The organism is Streptomyces fuscigenes (genome assembly GCF_021556455.1).
Taxonomy (GTDB): domain Bacteria; phylum Actinomycetota; class Actinomycetes; order Streptomycetales; family Streptomycetaceae; genus Streptomyces; species Streptomyces fuscigenes.
On the sequence record NZ_JAKGCV010000110.1, the window covers coordinates 1 to 14,208 of the forward strand.

General features: G+C 74.1%; 15 protein-coding genes. 4 read left to right on the forward strand and 11 right to left on the reverse strand.

What is annotated here, in order from left to right; translation table 11 throughout:
* Positions 1 to 79 precede the first annotated feature (79 nt).
* Both L1885_RS12070 and L1885_RS12075 read right to left on the reverse strand, forming a co-directional pair.
* The gene (locus L1885_RS12070) at positions 80 to 694 is read right to left on the reverse strand and encodes a GNAT family N-acetyltransferase (protein ID WP_235797066.1); all 615 of its coding nucleotides are present in this window, start codon (positions 692 to 694) and stop codon (positions 80 to 82) included.
* Between the two features lie 34 nt (positions 695 to 728).
* The gene (locus tag L1885_RS12075; RefSeq protein ID WP_235797067.1) at positions 729 to 1,073 is read right to left on the reverse strand and encodes an EthD domain-containing protein; all 345 of its coding nucleotides are present in this window, start codon (positions 1,071 to 1,073) and stop codon (positions 729 to 731) included.
* Positions 1,074 to 1,136: 63 nt separating this feature from the next.
* Here L1885_RS12075 and L1885_RS12080 point away from each other — a divergent pair, with 63 nt between their 5' ends.
* On the forward strand, positions 1,137 to 1,784 hold the full coding sequence (locus L1885_RS12080; protein ID WP_235797068.1) for a TetR/AcrR family transcriptional regulator: 648 nt from the start codon (positions 1,137 to 1,139) through the stop codon (positions 1,782 to 1,784).
* Positions 1,785 to 1,986: 202 nt separating this feature from the next.
* Here the strand turns inward: L1885_RS12080 and L1885_RS12085 are convergent, their stop codons facing one another.
* Entirely contained in the window at positions 1,987 to 3,219 is a 1,233-nt protein-coding gene (locus L1885_RS12085; RefSeq protein ID WP_308117312.1) for a ferritin-like domain-containing protein, read from the reverse strand.
* A 207-nt stretch (positions 3,220 to 3,426) separates the two neighbouring features.
* Here L1885_RS12085 and L1885_RS12090 point away from each other — a divergent pair, with 207 nt between their 5' ends.
* Together L1885_RS12090 and L1885_RS12095 are read left to right on the forward strand one after the other, a co-directional pair.
* Positions 3,427 to 4,482: a right-handed parallel beta-helix repeat-containing protein gene (locus L1885_RS12090; protein WP_235797069.1), complete on the forward strand. Its 1,056-nt coding sequence runs from the start codon at positions 3,427 to 3,429 to the stop codon at positions 4,480 to 4,482.
* 33 nt (positions 4,483 to 4,515) lie between these two features.
* A complete protein-coding gene (locus tag L1885_RS12095; protein ID WP_372481927.1) occupies positions 4,516 to 5,601 on the forward strand; it encodes a methyltransferase in 1,086 nt (361 codons plus the stop codon).
* 164 nt (positions 5,602 to 5,765) lie between these two features.
* Here L1885_RS12095 and L1885_RS12100 read toward each other — a convergent pair whose 3' ends face one another.
* The 7 genes from L1885_RS12100 to L1885_RS12130 form a co-directional block, all read right to left on the reverse strand.
* A complete protein-coding gene (locus L1885_RS12100; RefSeq protein WP_235797070.1) occupies positions 5,766 to 6,089 on the reverse strand; it encodes a TcmI family type II polyketide cyclase in 324 nt (107 codons plus the stop codon).
* A gap of 85 nt (positions 6,090 to 6,174) precedes the next feature.
* A complete protein-coding gene (locus L1885_RS12105; RefSeq protein ID WP_235797071.1) occupies positions 6,175 to 6,654 on the reverse strand; it encodes an SRPBCC family protein in 480 nt (159 codons plus the stop codon).
* Between the two features lies 1 nt (position 6,655).
* Positions 6,656 to 6,913 (reverse strand): acyl carrier protein, encoded by a 258-nt coding sequence (locus tag L1885_RS12110; protein WP_235797072.1) that lies wholly within the window; start codon positions 6,911 to 6,913, stop codon positions 6,656 to 6,658.
* 74 nt (positions 6,914 to 6,987) lie between these two features.
* Positions 6,988 to 8,238 (reverse strand): ketosynthase chain-length factor, encoded by a 1,251-nt coding sequence (locus L1885_RS12115; protein WP_235797073.1) that lies wholly within the window; start codon positions 8,236 to 8,238, stop codon positions 6,988 to 6,990.
* Positions 8,238 to 9,503 carry a beta-ketoacyl-[acyl-carrier-protein] synthase family protein gene (locus L1885_RS12120; protein WP_235797074.1) on the reverse strand — a complete coding sequence of 422 codons (1,266 nt, stop codon included), beginning with the start codon at positions 9,501 to 9,503 and terminating at the stop codon, positions 8,238 to 8,240. The genes L1885_RS12115 and L1885_RS12120 overlap by 1 nt, the downstream gene beginning before the upstream one ends.
* The gene (locus tag L1885_RS12125; protein ID WP_235797075.1) at positions 9,500 to 9,931 is read right to left on the reverse strand and encodes a cupin domain-containing protein; all 432 of its coding nucleotides are present in this window, start codon (positions 9,929 to 9,931) and stop codon (positions 9,500 to 9,502) included. The genes L1885_RS12120 and L1885_RS12125 overlap by 4 nt, the downstream gene beginning before the upstream one ends.
* Positions 9,932 to 10,014: 83 nt before the next feature.
* On the reverse strand, positions 10,015 to 11,130 hold the full coding sequence (locus L1885_RS12130) for a SchA/CurD-like domain-containing protein (RefSeq protein WP_235797076.1): 1,116 nt from the start codon (positions 11,128 to 11,130) through the stop codon (positions 10,015 to 10,017).
* A gap of 274 nt (positions 11,131 to 11,404) precedes the next feature.
* Between L1885_RS12130 and L1885_RS12135 the strand changes: the two genes are divergently transcribed.
* Complete coding sequence (locus tag L1885_RS12135) at positions 11,405 to 13,066, forward strand: FAD-dependent oxidoreductase (protein WP_235797077.1); 1,662 nt, start codon at positions 11,405 to 11,407, stop codon at positions 13,064 to 13,066.
* A 386-nt stretch (positions 13,067 to 13,452) separates the two neighbouring features.
* Here the strand turns inward: L1885_RS12135 and L1885_RS12140 are convergent, their stop codons facing one another.
* The gene (locus L1885_RS12140) at positions 13,453 to 14,136 is read right to left on the reverse strand and encodes a class F sortase (RefSeq protein WP_235797078.1); all 684 of its coding nucleotides are present in this window, start codon (positions 14,134 to 14,136) and stop codon (positions 13,453 to 13,455) included.
* Between the last annotated feature and the right edge of the window lie 72 nt (positions 14,137 to 14,208).

Genomic DNA, 14,208 nt, shown 5'->3' on the forward strand with positions numbered 1-14,208 from the left:
GACCGGTGCCGGCGACCGGCCGCCCGGCACCGCCGCCCCCGGCGTCCGCGACCGGGTGGCGGGGCGAGGCGGCGCCCGGTCAGCGCTCCCCGCGCAGGTCCCGCATCAGGAACACCTTGTCGTAGCGGCGCGGCCCCACCGCGACGAAGCCGGGCAGCCGGCCGTACTCGGTGAAGCCGAGCGACCGGTACAGCCGCAGGGCGCCCGCGTTGTCTCCCCGCGCGTCCAGGGTGAGGACCTCGACGCCGGCCGAACGGGCGTCGGCGAGCAGAGCCTCCGTCAGCGCCCGGCCCACGCCCTGGCCCTGGGCGGTGCCGGCCACGGCGATCTTCTCCACGTCGGCGTTCGGCCGGTGGGTCGGCCGCGCGTAGCGCAGCCAGTAGCCCAGTCCGACCAGCCGCCCGTCCAGGCGGGCACCCCGCAGGGCCGCGTCGCCCGTGCGCGCCGCCTCCACCACGCGCCCGACCAGCGCGGCGATCTCGTCCCGGGACGGCGGCTCGACCCAGCCGAGCGCCGCCCCCGCGGCCACCAGGTCCGCCAGGATCCGGTGCGCGTCCCCGGCGAAGCGGTCCACCTCGCCGGGGTCCGGGCACAGCTCCGCCGCGCCGAGCACCCGGAGCCCCGCCCCGGGGGAGCCGTGTGCCGCGTCGCGGACCGCGGCCTTCGGCGCGTCCGCGGCCGTCCCGTCCGTCATGCCCGCGCTCCCGGGAGCGCGATCCCGCGGCCCGTCATCCGGCCGCGGGGACAAGACGCACCTCCCGCTCCACCACCGCGGAGTGGATGCCGGCCGACGTCTCGCGCAGGTACGCCTTCCGCAGCTCGTGCGCCGCGCGGTACTCGGGCGTCGCCAGCGCCTCCCGCATCGCGGCCGCGGACTCGAAACCGATGCGCACGATGGCGTCGAACGGCTCCTCGACGCCGTCCGCGGCCAGGTCGGAGAGGTAGTACTGCTCGTACTCCCGCACCTGGGGAAGGGCCGCGTACGTGGGCCCGTACTCGTGTTCCATGAAGCGGCGGAAGTCGTCCGTGGCGACCTCGGGCCGCTTGCGTATCACCGTCATCAGCGTGAGCATCGCCGTCCCTCTCCTGAACACCTGTTCATCGCAGTCTATCGTGAACAGGTGTTCAATGGGTCCGTGACCCCTCCAGCCGAAGCCGGCGGCGGCCGGGACCTGCGCGCGGAACTGGTGGCCGCGGCCGTCGCCGCGCTCGCCCGGCCGCAGCCCGTGGCCGTGCCCTCGCTCCGCTCCATCGCCCGGGCCTGCGGGGTCGCCCCGTCGGCCGTGTACTGGCACTTCCCCTCGGAGGCGGATCTGCGCTCCGCCGTGCTCGACGCCGAGTACGCCTCCTTGATCGGGGCCGTCGAGGCGGCCCTGGACGCCGCGGGCGAGGACGCGGACCCGCTGGTCGCCGCCGGCGACGCCTACCTCGCGTGGGCGCTGGAGCACCCCGGTGCCTACCAGCTCCTGTTCGAGAGCGGCGACACGCTGCCGGCCGACCGGGCCGAGCACGGGCCGCGCCTGCAGCGGCGGATCGTGGAACTCGCGCGCCGGGTCGACCCGGACGCGCCCTTCCCGGCGGCGCTCCTGCTGTGGTCCGCCTGGCACGGCATCGCGTCGCTGCGCCTGCACAAGAAGGACGAGTGGGACTGGGGACTCGGCCCCCGGGAGGCCAACCGCAGGCTGGTCGCGGCCCTCACGGCCGGCGTCGGCGCGGGGCCCGCCGTCACCGCGACCCGACGGTGGCGGGGAACGGAGCAGGACGCGTCCGGCTCCACCGGGTGAGTCCGGGAGTCAGGGACCGGTAATCAGGGCCCGCGAGCCAGGGCCCGGGGGCCCGCGACCGGGAGTCAGGGACCGGGGCGCCGGGGCCGGAGCCGGGCGCCGTGCGACCCGCGCGGCCCGGGCCCGCCGCCCCCGCACCGGTCGTACGGCGTCCCGGCGCGTCGGCGCGTCGGCGGGTCGGCGGGTCGGCGCCCCGGCGCCGTCAGGACGACACGTGGAACTGCGGCCCGTAGTTGCCCGGTCCGTCCGGGCGGGTCAGGTCCATGAGTTCCACCGCCGGGCCTTCCATGCCCCGCATGGCGTGCACCGCTGCGCTCATGCTCTTCGCGCCGCCGCCCGCCCACGCCTTGTCGAGACCCTCCAGGACCCCGGCGTACGTGGCGTCGCACTGGTCCACGAGCCGCCGCACCTGGGTCGAGGTGTGATCCCAGCCGCCCGCGGGCACGCGCGCCATCGGCCGGGCCGCCGGGAACGGCACCGCCGCACCGGTGAACCGCCAGGTGCCCGACTCCTCGCGCACCCGCTTTCCGTGGTAGATCTCGCCGAACGCGTAGTAGTGCGCGGGGTTGTCGTCGTGGAGGGCCTGGCCCGGCGAGCCGTCCGTGCCCTCGCCCTGCTCCTTGATGGTCTCGATGCAGCGCTCGACGTCGTCGAGGGTGCGCACGGGTGCCAGCGAGTCGGAGCCGATGCGCTCGGACAACTGCCCCCGCGCCGACAGCCGCGGCGCCTCGTTGCGGAACGCCTCGAGCAGGTCGCCGTAGAAGTCGCCCACGCTGGGCGCGTCGCCCGCGCTGCGCGTGAGCGGCTCGTCGGGCGCCTCGATCGCCATCATCACGTCGCGGACGAACGGCTTGGTCAGGCCCGACAGGTACACGTTCACGCCGGGGCGCACGCCGCCGGGCAGCGGGCCGGGGTAGACCGTCGCGGCCTGCTTGATCCGCGGCTGCCCGCCGACGGCGACCAGCAGGTTGCACACCACTCCCAGGTGGTACATCTCGTCGCCCACCACGCGCCGGATCAGCCGGGCGGCCTCGCCGCCGCGGTCCTTGACGGACCACCAGCCGCACAGGTACGGCGGGATCGTCGCGAGCTCGAGTTGCACGGCGACCTGGAGGGCCTCCCGCAGCCAGCCGACGTCGCGCCGGAGGCCGGGCACCGCGAGCAGACGCGCCACACTGCCGGCGGCGGCCCGGCCGGCCGCCGGTCCGGCGCCCGGTGCGGGCTCCGCGGCAGCAACCGCCGCCGAGCCCGCCACCGCCGCGGGGGCCGCCGCGAGCACGGCCGACGCGAGGAAGTTCCGGCGCGCGAACGGCGGGAGCGCGGGCCCCTCCCGGTGTCCGGCCGTACCGGTGTCGCCGGTGCCGTGGGTGTCGTCCGTGCACTGGGTGTACTGGGTGTACTCGGTGTGTCCACCGTTCCCGCCGCTGTCGCTCACCGCTGCCCTCCGCTCTGCCGGCTGCCCCTGACTCGCCCGACGCGCCCTGGGCCGCCCGACGGCTCGCGAAGCTAGCAGTGATCTTGGCCGGCGCACGGGTGCACGGGCCGAGGGGCGCATCCGTCACCCCGTCGGCCCAATGCGCCAGGAGTAGCCGTTTGGTCACACTGTGTGGCGGCCCGCCGATTTCTCTCTTACCGTCAGAACATGATGAAACTGCAGGTCACAGCCATTGCATGTGCCACAGCCGCCCTCGCTTGCGGGATCGGTGCGGCGGCTCCCGCCCACTCCGCCCGGCACGAGGTCCGTCCGGGGGAGTCGATCCAGAAGGCGGTGGACGCGGCGCGGGCCGGCGACACCGTGGCCCTCGCGGCCGGCACCTACCGGCAGAGCGTGACGATCACGAAGCCCGGCATCACCCTCGAAGGCGCGGGTCCCCGCACCGTGATCAGCCCGGCCGCGGGCACCGCGCAGGGCACCTGCGCGCGGCTCGGCGCCGGTGTGTGCGTCCTCGGCACGGGCACCAAGGCCGTCGACGGGGTACGCGTGCGGGCGCTCACGGTCTCCGGCTTCTCGAAGAACGGCCTGTGGGCGTCGGGCACCGACCACCTCGTGCTGGACCGGGTCGTGGCGGAGAAGAACAAGGTCCGGGGCATCGCGGCCGAGAAGTCGGTGCGCTCCGTGATCACGCACGTCACCGCCCGCGACAACGGTGACGCCGGTGTGTTCGTGACGAACCTCGCCAACGCCGAGGGCGGCGCCGCCGACACGCACGGAACGGTCGTCGAGGACAGCACCTTCACCGGCAACGCCACGGGCCTGACCCTGCGGCGGGTGCGGCACCTGTTCGTGCGCGGCAACGACGTCTCCGCGAACTGCGCCGGGGTGTTCGTGGTCGGCGACGAGTCCAAGCCGCTCGCCGGCGCCATGACCATCAGCCACAACCGCATCCACGAGAACAACAAGTTCTGCCCCGCCACGGCCCGGCTCTCCGCGGTCCAGGGCGCGGGCATCGTGCTGACCGGCGCCGAGGACACCGTCATCCGCGACAACTCGGTCACCGGCAACGCCGGCACCGCGCCGATGAGCGGCGGCATCGTGCTGTTCAAGAGCTTCGTCGGGGTGCACAACAGCCACAACACCGTCCGCGACAACGTCCTCGACGGCAACAAGCCCGCCGACCTCGCCAACGGCGAGACGGGCACCGTCAACGCCATCGACCACAACGAGTGTTCCGCCTCCCTGCCCGCCGGCATGTGCTGACCGGCCGTCGCCCTCACGAGAGAGACACGACGCATGACCACCGTAAGCACCACCGAACCCCCCTCCGGCCAGGACCGCGGCCGGGGCCACGGCCCAGACGCGAAGGCCGCCGGCCACCCGTCCATGCGGCTGCGTGAACTCGCCTTCGGCGCCGCGTGCGCCGCCGCCCTGCGGGCGACCGCACGGCTGCGGGTCGCCGACGCGCTGGAGGGCGACCGCGCCGCGGTCGCCGACCTCGCGGAGCGCGTCGGCACCCAGCCGGGGCCGCTGCGCAGGCTGCTGCGCTGCGTCGCCTGCTACGGCGTCTTCACGGAGAACGAGGACGGCACCTTCAGCCACACGGAGCTCTCGCGGCTGCTGCGCGAGGACGACCCGCACAGCCTGCGCGACATCGTGCTGTGGTGCACCGAGCCCTGGACGTGGGAGGTCTGGCCGCGCCTCGACGAGGCCGTGCGGTCGGACTCCAGCGTCTTCCGGCGCATCTTCGGCAAGGAGTTCTTCGACCACCTGCACGAGGACGCCCCCGAGTCGGCCCGCGTCTTCAACCGGGCCATGACCACATCGAGCATCCAGTCCGCGCTGGACGTCGCGGACCTCCTCGACCTCACGGGCGTGGGGACGGTCGCCGACATCGGCGGCGGCCAGGGCCATGTCCTCGCGAGCCTGCTGGAGCGCCACCAGGACCTCACCGGGACGCTGATGGACCTGCCGGGCGTGATCGCCCGTGCCGACGCACGGCTGCGCGACGAGGGCGCCCTCGCCGCCAGGACGAGGATCGTCGCGGGCGACTGCAGGGAGGCGGTGCCGTTCGAGGCGGACCTCTACGTCATCAAGAACATCCTGGAATGGGACGACGAGAGCACCCGCAAGTGCCTCGCGAACATCATCGGCGCGGCCCGTCCCGGGGCGCGGGTGGTGGTCATCGAGAACCTCGTCGACGACAGCCCCTCGATGCGCTTCACCACCGCCATGGACCTGCTCCTCCTGCTGAACGTGGGCGGCGCCAAGCACACGAGGCAGAGCCTGGTGGACCGGATCACCGACGCCGGGCTCACGGTCACCGACGTGCGGCCCGTCAACGCCTACCTGCACGCCTTCGAGTGCACCGTGCCCGCGTAGGGACGGCCACGACGCCGCACAGCGCACCACACAGCTCGGCTCAGCGCAGCACATCACAGCACACAGCAGTACGGACGCCCCGGGCGCCGACTCCGCGAGCCGCCCGGGGCGTCCGTACGTGCGACGTGCGGGGCGCGAGCGCGCCGCCGCGCGCGCAGGGTGTGTCAGGGGCGCTCCCACCGGTAGAACTGGTGGGCCATCGCGTCCTTCGGGCTGCGCCACGTCAGCGGGTCGTACGGGCTGATGTACGCCTCGAGGCGCGCGCTCAGCTCCTGGAACTGCGGCGTGCGGGAGGCCTTCGCGATCTCGGGGCCGGGCGGCTGCTCGGTCTCCACGAGGTGCATGTAGACGTCGCCGAACTGGAACAGGCCGCGCCGCACGACACCGACCATGTGCGGCAGGTCGCCGGCGTCCGACTCCCCGAACAGCTTGGCCACGTCGGGAGCGGAGCCGGGCGCCATACGGGCGACGATCAGGGCTTGGTGCATGGGAATCCACCTCTCGGGCCGCGGCCCGGGTTCGCAGGGGTGCCGCCCCCGGGGTACGGGGGCGGCACGGGGGAGGGACGGGACGTCAGCTGGTGGCGGCCTGGGGGCTGCGCCCGTCGCGGGCGCGCGCCTCGACCTTGTCCCGGATGAGCTGCATCTGCACGACGGAGTTGCGGTTGATGTTCCCCGTCATCCACTCGTCGTCGACCGGCGCCTCGGGCTTCATGGCGAAGTCCTGCGCCCAGCGCATCAGCGTGCCGTCCGCTACCTCCTCGTACTCCCAGCGGATGTCCATGTGCTGGAAGGGACCGGTCTCGACGCGCCGCGCGCGCACCGTGCGCGCGGCGCGGTCGGTGGTGCGCTCCGAGACCCAGCTCCACACCTGGCCGTTGGCGTCGGGGTGCATCGTGAGGCGGAAGGTCGTGGTGTCGCCCTCGCGCGAGATGATTTCCACGGCCGCGTACTCGCTGAACAACTCGGCCCAGTTGGCCACGTCGTTGGTCATGTCCCAGACCAGGTCGAACGGGGCCGCGACGACGATCGAGTTCTCGGTGTGCCCTGCCATCTCAGACCCCCGCCGCGAGCTGGGCGTTGACGAGTTCCAGGAACTCCTTGGGCGTGCGGCACTTGTCCGCCTCGGGCGGCATCGCGAGCTCGTGGCGGTTCTCCAGCTCCCCGACGACGCCGAGGAGCCCGAGCGAGTCGAGCCCGAACTCGGCGAACTCGCCCTCGGGGCGGCGCTCCAGCGCGTCGGGGTCGACGGTGAGGCCGGCGCCCTTCTTCATCAGCGCCGCCAGATCCTGGTAGGTCAGCTGATCGGTCATGCTCTTCTCCTTGTTCCTGTCGTACGTGCGTACCTGCTTGCTGGTTGCGGGGGCGAGTGGCCGGAGGCGGCCGCTCAGGAGGTGCCGTCCTCGACGCGGCGCACCACGAGCGCCGAGTTCGAGCCCATCAGGCCCCGGCTGAGCACCAGGGCCGTGCGGAGCTCGGACGCGCGTGCGCGGCCCATGACGACGTCCAGGTCGTGGCAGACGTCGAACACGTTCGGGGTCGGCGGGACCGCGCCGTGCTCCATCGCGAGCACCGCGGCGGCCACGTCGAGCACCGGGCCGCCGCAGTACGCGCGTCCGATGCCCGTCTTGGGGGCGGTCACCGGCACCCGGGTGCCGTGGCGGCCGAGCGCGTCGGCGATCGCCAGCGCCTCGGCGCGGTCCGCCTCGGGGATGCCGAGGGCGTCCGCGAAGACGACGTCGATCTCCTCGGGTGCGCAGCGCGCCTCGGCGAGCGCCCCGCGCACGGCGTGCGCGAGCCCGTCGCGCGAAGCGGCCCAGCGGGCCTCGCCGGTGAAGGTGGTGGCGTGGCCCGCCACTTCCGCGCGCACGGGTGCGCCGCGGCGGCGGGCCGCCCGCTCGTCCTCGACGAGCACGACGGCGCCGCCCTCCGCGGGCACGAACCCGCAGGCGCTGGAGGTGAACGGCCGGTAGGCCCGGTCCGGCTCCTCGCGCAGGCTGAGCCCCTCGTAACCGAGCTGGCAGACCACGGAGTAGGGCGCCAAAGGTGCCTCCGCGGCCCCCGCGACCACGGCGTCCGTGCCCCGCAGGACGGTGGCGGCGGCGTGCCGCAGCGCGTCGAGGCCGCCGGCCTCGTCGCTCGCGACGACACCGCAGGGGCCCTTGAAGCCGCCGCGGATGGAGATCTGCCCGGTGCTCGCCGCGTAGAACCAGGCGATGGACTGGTACGGGCCCACGGCACGCGGCCCCGGACCCCACAGCCGCTGCAACTCGCGCTGGCCGAACTCGCCTCCGCCCGAACCGGCCGCCGTGACCACGCCGATGCTGTACGGATCGTCCTCGTAGTCGCTGCGGCCGAGCCTGGCATCCGTCAGCGCGGCCTGCGCGGCGGCCAGGGCGAAGTGGGAGAAGCGGTCGGTCTGCGCCAGGTAGCGCTCCTCGATCAGGTCGGCCGGGTCGAAGTCGCGGACCTGGCCGGCGACGCGCAGCGGCATGTCCTCGCAGCCCTCGCGGGTGATGCGGTCGAGCACGCTGACACCTTCCACCGTGCTCTTCCAGAACGTCTCCGCGCTGGTGCCGTTCGGCGCGAGAACGCCGATGCCCGTGATGACCGGGCGCCTGCCCGTTCGAGCACTCATCAGGACCTCCCGTCACCGCGGCTCATGACGACCGCGGACTGGAAACCGCCGAACCCGCTGCCGACCGACAGCACGCTGCGCAGCGACGCGTCGCGTGCGGTGCGGGGCACGTAGTCGAGATCGCACTCCGGGTCGGGTGTCTCGTAGTTGGCTGTCGGCGGCACCACCTGCCGGTTCAGCGCGAGCACGCACGCGGCGACCTCGATCGCCCCGATGGCGCCGAGCGAGTGGCCGATCATCGACTTGATCGAGCTCATCGGCGTCCTGCGGGCGTGCTCGCCGAGCGAGCGCTTGACGGCGGCCGTCTCGTGCCGGTCGTTCTGTTTCGTGCCCGAGCCGTGCGCGTTGACGTAGTCGATCGCCGTGGCGTCCAGCCGGGCGTGCCCGAGCGCCGTGGTGATGGCACGCGCCATCTCGTGGCCCTCGGTGGTCAGCCCCGTCATGTGGTAGGCGTTGCCGAAGGTGGCGTAGCCCCGGATCTCGCAGTAGACCGTCGCGCCCCGGGCGCGCGCGTGCTCCAGCTCCTCCAGGACGAGCACCGCCCCGCCCTCGCCCAGCACGAACCCGTCCCGGTCGGCGTCGAACGGCCGCGAGGCGTGCTCGGGGTCGTCGTTGTTGGGCGAGGTGGCCTTGATGGCGTCGAAGCAGGCCACCGTGATCGGCGAGATCGGCGAGTCGGAGGCGCCGGCGACGATCACGTCGGCGCGCCCGTCCTCGATGGCGTGGAAGGCGTAGCCGACCGCGTCGAGCCCCGAGGTGCAGCCCGTCGAGACGGTCTGCACCGGGCCCCTCGCGCCGATCCGCTCCGCCACGGAGGACGACAGCGTGCTCGGCGCGAACGCGCGGTGCAGGTAGGGGTCGGCCTGCCGGTGGTCGACGTCCCAGCGCGCGCCCTCGCCGCTGACCGCCACGTAGTCGTGCTCCAGCCGGGACGTGCCGCCGACGGCCGTGCCGAGGGAGACACCCACGCGCCACGGGTCGGCCCCCTCGGGGTCGAACTCCGCGTCGCGCAGCGCCTCGTCGGCCGCGGCCATCGCGAACTGCACGTACCGGTCGCAGCGGGCGCGGTCGTCCTCGTCGAGTCCGTGTGCGGCCGGGTCGAAGTCGCACTCGCCGGCGATGCGGGAGCGGAAGCCCGCGGGGTCGAAGAGTGTGATGCCCCGGGTCGCGGTCCGGCCGTTCGACAGCAGGTCCCAGAAGGCGGGAACGCCGACGCCGCCGGGCGCGACGACCCCTATGCCCGTGACCGCCACGCGCCGGGTCATGACAGCGCACCCGTGCGTTCGGGCGGGCCCTGGTCCACCGTGCCCGTCTCCTCGGTGTCCACGTGCCCCTCCTGGGGCGTGGGCGCCAGCGGGCCCAGGTGGAAGACCATGCGCGCCTCGGTGTCCCCGACGTTGCGGAAGCGGTGGCGCACGAACGGCGGGATCAGCAGGCCCTGGTCGACGCCGATGCTGTGCGTCTCGCCGTCGAGGTCGACCTCCATGCGCCCGGCCACCACGTACACGAACTCCTCGGAGTGCGGGTGGTAGTGCTCGCCGATGCGGTCTCCGGGGTCGATCGTCGCGAGCCCCATGAAGCCGCTCGTCGCGCCGACGGCCGTGGGGGTGAGGAGGGCGCGCAGGTCCCCGCCGCGCTTGGTGTTGTGCGCGGCTTCCTCGAGGTCCACGATGCGTGGCCTGTGCAGGTTCATGACAGTCCTTCTCGTTCGTGTGTTCGGGGTGGGGGCGCCGATGCCGGCGCCGGATCCGGGGTCGCCGGTGTCCGTGGGTCCGCTCAGGACTCCGGCGCCGTGCGGTCCGTGAGCGGGGTCATCAGGCACCGGTCCAGGAGACGGGCGACGCCCTCGTCGCTGGTGGGCACGTCGCCCCCCTGCAGCAGCCGGCCCAGCACCGCGGCCTTGCGCGGCCCGTCGCCGATGCCCAGCGCCACCTCGGGCCGCGAACGCAGGTCGGCGTTCACGTCGATGATCCGCACCACGCTGTCGTCGCGCTGGAAGATCGTGGAGCGCACGACGTGGCTGGCCGGGTCGTCCGCCGCCGCCTCGTCCTGGCCGGCGAGGAACTGCGCCAGGGCCATGCCGCGGCCCTCCTTGGCCTGGTAGTACAGGCCGTGCCGGGTCACGTCCGCCAGGTCGTGGCCCGGAGCCGTGAGGTGGTGCACCATCGGCAGGGCCGCACGGGTGAAGAACGTCCGCGCGGACAGCGGATCGCTCAGGTCCCGCTCCAGCTCCAGGTACGGGTTGATGGCCTCCTCGACGGCCTGGACCTCGGGCTGCCGGGCGACGTGGCGCAGCGCCGTGAGCAGGTCGCCCTCGACCTCCACCGCGCGCACCACCCGGTTGCCGTGCATGAACAGCGACGTCCTGCGCAGGCGGGTGGAGTCGTCGACCCGGGCGGAGGGAGAGGCGTAGTCGGACAGGTGCTTCGCGACCATCTCCTCCGTGCCCGGCTTGACGGTGAACGTCAGCGCGTGGCGCACCACGCCGTCACCGAGCCGCGGCGGGGCCTGCTGGCCGGTGTCCTGCGACGTCGAGCGGTTCGTGACCGTCGTGCCCGTCTCCCGCAGCACGGCGTAGCGCAGCGAGCGGGTGTTGCGCACGCAGTCGTGCAGCGGCTGCACCATGCGCACGTGCTCCTCGCTGTTGATCCAGGCGAGGAACGGCGGCGCGCTCTCCCACTCGCTCGTGATGAGCCACTGTGAGGGGTTCTCGATGGACTGGCACAGCTGGTCGACGATGTGCCCGGGGACCGCCGCGACCTCGCGGTGCATCTCCTCGTAGGCCTGCAGGAACCGGGCCTGAGCCCCCTCGTGCAGGTCGAGCAGGAGGACGACACGCAGCCGCGAGCCGTCGAACACCGACTGGCTGACCCGCTCCGACAACACTGTCATCTAAACGCTCCTTCACTCTGTCCCGCGGCGCCCCTGTGGGCGGCCGCGTTGGCCGGTGCTCAGCGCGATCGGGAGCGGTGCCCGCGCCGCTGCGGGCGCGGGCGGGGGCGGAGCCGCGGATGCGTGAGCCTCACCCCCTTGCACGATCGTGCGGTCAGCGGCGGGACCGCGCGAGACGTGAGCACCATTCGGGGGAATCGGGGTCCGGGCCGACTTGTGGGCGGGAAGGGGTAGTTCGTCCGCGCGTTCGCGGGGGGTCCCCGGTAGGAGTGTCATGAACGAGAACGTCGAACACCAGGTGCCCGTCCTGATCGTGGGCGGCTCGCTGGTGGGTCTGTCCGCAGCGCTCTTCCTCGGCCGCCTCGGCGTGGAGCACATGGTGGTCGAGAAGCACGCCGCCACCTCGACCCACCCGAGGGGCCGCGGCAACAACGTCAGGACCATGGAGCTGTTCCGCACCGCCGGTGTGGAGCAGGCGATCAAGGACGCCGCGTCCGTGCTCGCCGACAACCACGGCATCCTCCAGGCCCCCTCGCTGGCCGGCGAGGAGCAGGAGTGGCTGTTCAAGGAGATCGACCCGGGCGGCGGCCTCGCCCGCTTCAGCCCGACCGGGTGGTGCCTGTGCAGCCAGAACGACCTGGAGCCCGTCCTCGTCGACAGCGTCCGCGCGAACGGCACCGACCTGCGCTTCTCCACCGAGCTGATGTCCTTCGAGCAGGACTCCGACGGGGTCACCGCCGTCACGAAGAACCGGGAGACCGGCGAGCACACCACCGTCCGCGCGCAGTACCTCGTCGCCGCCGACGGACCGCGCAGCCCCGTCCGCGAGGCCCTCGGCATCGACCTGACCGGGGCGGGCGAGCTGTTCCACAACGTCAGCGTCACCTTCCGCTCCCGCCGCCTCGCCGGAGTGGTGGGCGACCGCCGCTTCATCGTCTGCTACCTGACGAACCCGCGGGCCGACGGGGCGCTGCTGCCCGTCGACAACGAGGAGAAGTGGGTCTTCCACCTGCCGTGGCACCCCGACCGGGGCGAGACGCTGGAGGACTTCACCGACGAGCGCTGCGCCGAGCACATCCGCGCGGCCGTCGGCGACCCCGGCCTTGACGTCGAGATCACCGGCCGCGCCCCCTGGCACGCCGCCGAACGCGTCGCGCGGCGCTACGCGGACGGCCGGGTCCTGCTCGCCGGCGACTCCGTGCACGAGATGTCGCCGACCGGGGCGTTCGGCTCGAACACCGGCATCCAGGACGCGCACAACCTGGCCTGGAAGCTCGCGGCCGTCCTCGCGGGACACGCGGGGCCCGGCCTGCTGGAGACGTACGAGGCGGAGCGCCTGCCCGTCGCCGAGGCCACGTCGCAGCGCGCGTCGTCCCGCTCCGCCGAGCACAGCCACCCCGGCTACGAGCCGGCACCGTCCCAGGGCGGCCCCGGCAGCCCCAGTGGCCCCGGCGGCCCCAAGGGCGGCGGGATGCTGCCGGTGGTCCTCGCCTACCGCTACCCGCGCGGCGCCGTCCTCGGCGCCGAGCCGCAGCAGCCCGTCGTCCCCCAGGGCATGCGGCTCGCGGGCGACCCCGGCAGCCGCGCCCCCCACCTGTGGGTGCGGCGCGCGGGCGAGCGGCTGTCCACCCTCGACCTGTACGAGCGCTCGCTCGTCCTGGTCACGGGCGAGGAGGGCGGCGCATGGCGCGAGGCGGCTCGGGACGTCGCTCGGCGGATGTCCGTACCGCTCGACGTGTACGAGGTCGGCGCCGGATCGGGCGCCGACCTGGTGACCGAGGAGGGCGCCGACTGGGCCGCGGCCCACGGCACCACCGGCGAGGGCGCGGTGCTGGTGCGTCCCGACGGGTTCGTCGCGTGGCGGGAGACGGGCGGCGTCCCCGACCCCGCGCGGACCCTGGCGGACGTCCTCGGCGCCGTACTGCGCAGGGACTGAACCCCGGCGCGCAGCGCGCCCGAGGGCCCCGCCGGACGGCCGGCGGGGCCCTCGGGCTGCCCTCCCCGGACGCCGTTTCGGAGGCCTGTCGCCCACGGGCCGCCTGTCGCCCACCGGCCGCCGCGGTGGGCGTGGTCCCCGGCGGCGGGGCGCCACGCGCGGCCTCCGCGAGCGACGACGAGAAACGCCCGGCCCCCTCGTGGGGAGGCCGGGCGGGGCGGACGGGACGCGCGGGGCGGGCGGGGCGGACGGCACGGGCGGGACGAAAGCGACGGGCGGGACGGAAGCGACGGGGGCGCCGGTGGGCGCGCACGGCGCGGGCGCCCGGCGGCCGGGCAGCCGCCGGGCGCGTGCGGTCGCCTGGCCGCACCCGCGCGCAGGCGGGATCAGTTCTCGCGCGCGGTGGCGAGGTGGGCGAACACCACGACGTTGTCGGTGTAGTCCTTCACCTGGCGGTTGTAGCTGCCGCCGCACGTGATGAGCCTGAGCTGGGGCGTCGTCGACTTGCCGTACACCCGCTCGTCCGGGAAGTCGGCCTTGCTGAACGTCTCGACCGAGTCGACCGTGAAGGTCGCGACGATCCCGTCCTGGCGCGTGATGTCGACGGTGCTGCCCGCCCGCAGGTCGTCGAGCAGCAGGAACACGGCCGGCCCGGTCTTCGTGTCGACGTGCCCCGCGACGATCGAGGTGCCGTTCTCGCCGGGCGTGACTCCGCCCTCGTACCAGCCCACCAGGTTCTTGTCGTTCGCCGGCGGCGGGTTCAGCTTGCCGGTGGCGTCCAGGTTGAGCGTGGTGAACGGCGCGTCGACCGCGATCGAGGGGATCTGCAGGCGCGTCGGCGCCGAGCGGGGCAGGGCGAGGTCGGTGGTGGGGGAGACCGACGGCACGGGGGCGCTCGACGCCACGGCCGCGGGCTTGGGACCCGGCGCACCGCTCGGCGTGCCGTCGACGGCGTTGTGCACCAGGAGCGCGCCCAGGAGCACCGCGGCGGCCGGCCACACCAGGGCGCGGACGGACGAGCGCGGCGGGACGGCGGGCGGTGCGGGCGGGGTGTCGGAAGGGGCTGCCATGGGCCATGCCTTTTCTCGGATGCGGTGGGGACAGCCCGGGGGCCGGCGGGCGGGCGGCCCGATCCGGCGGGG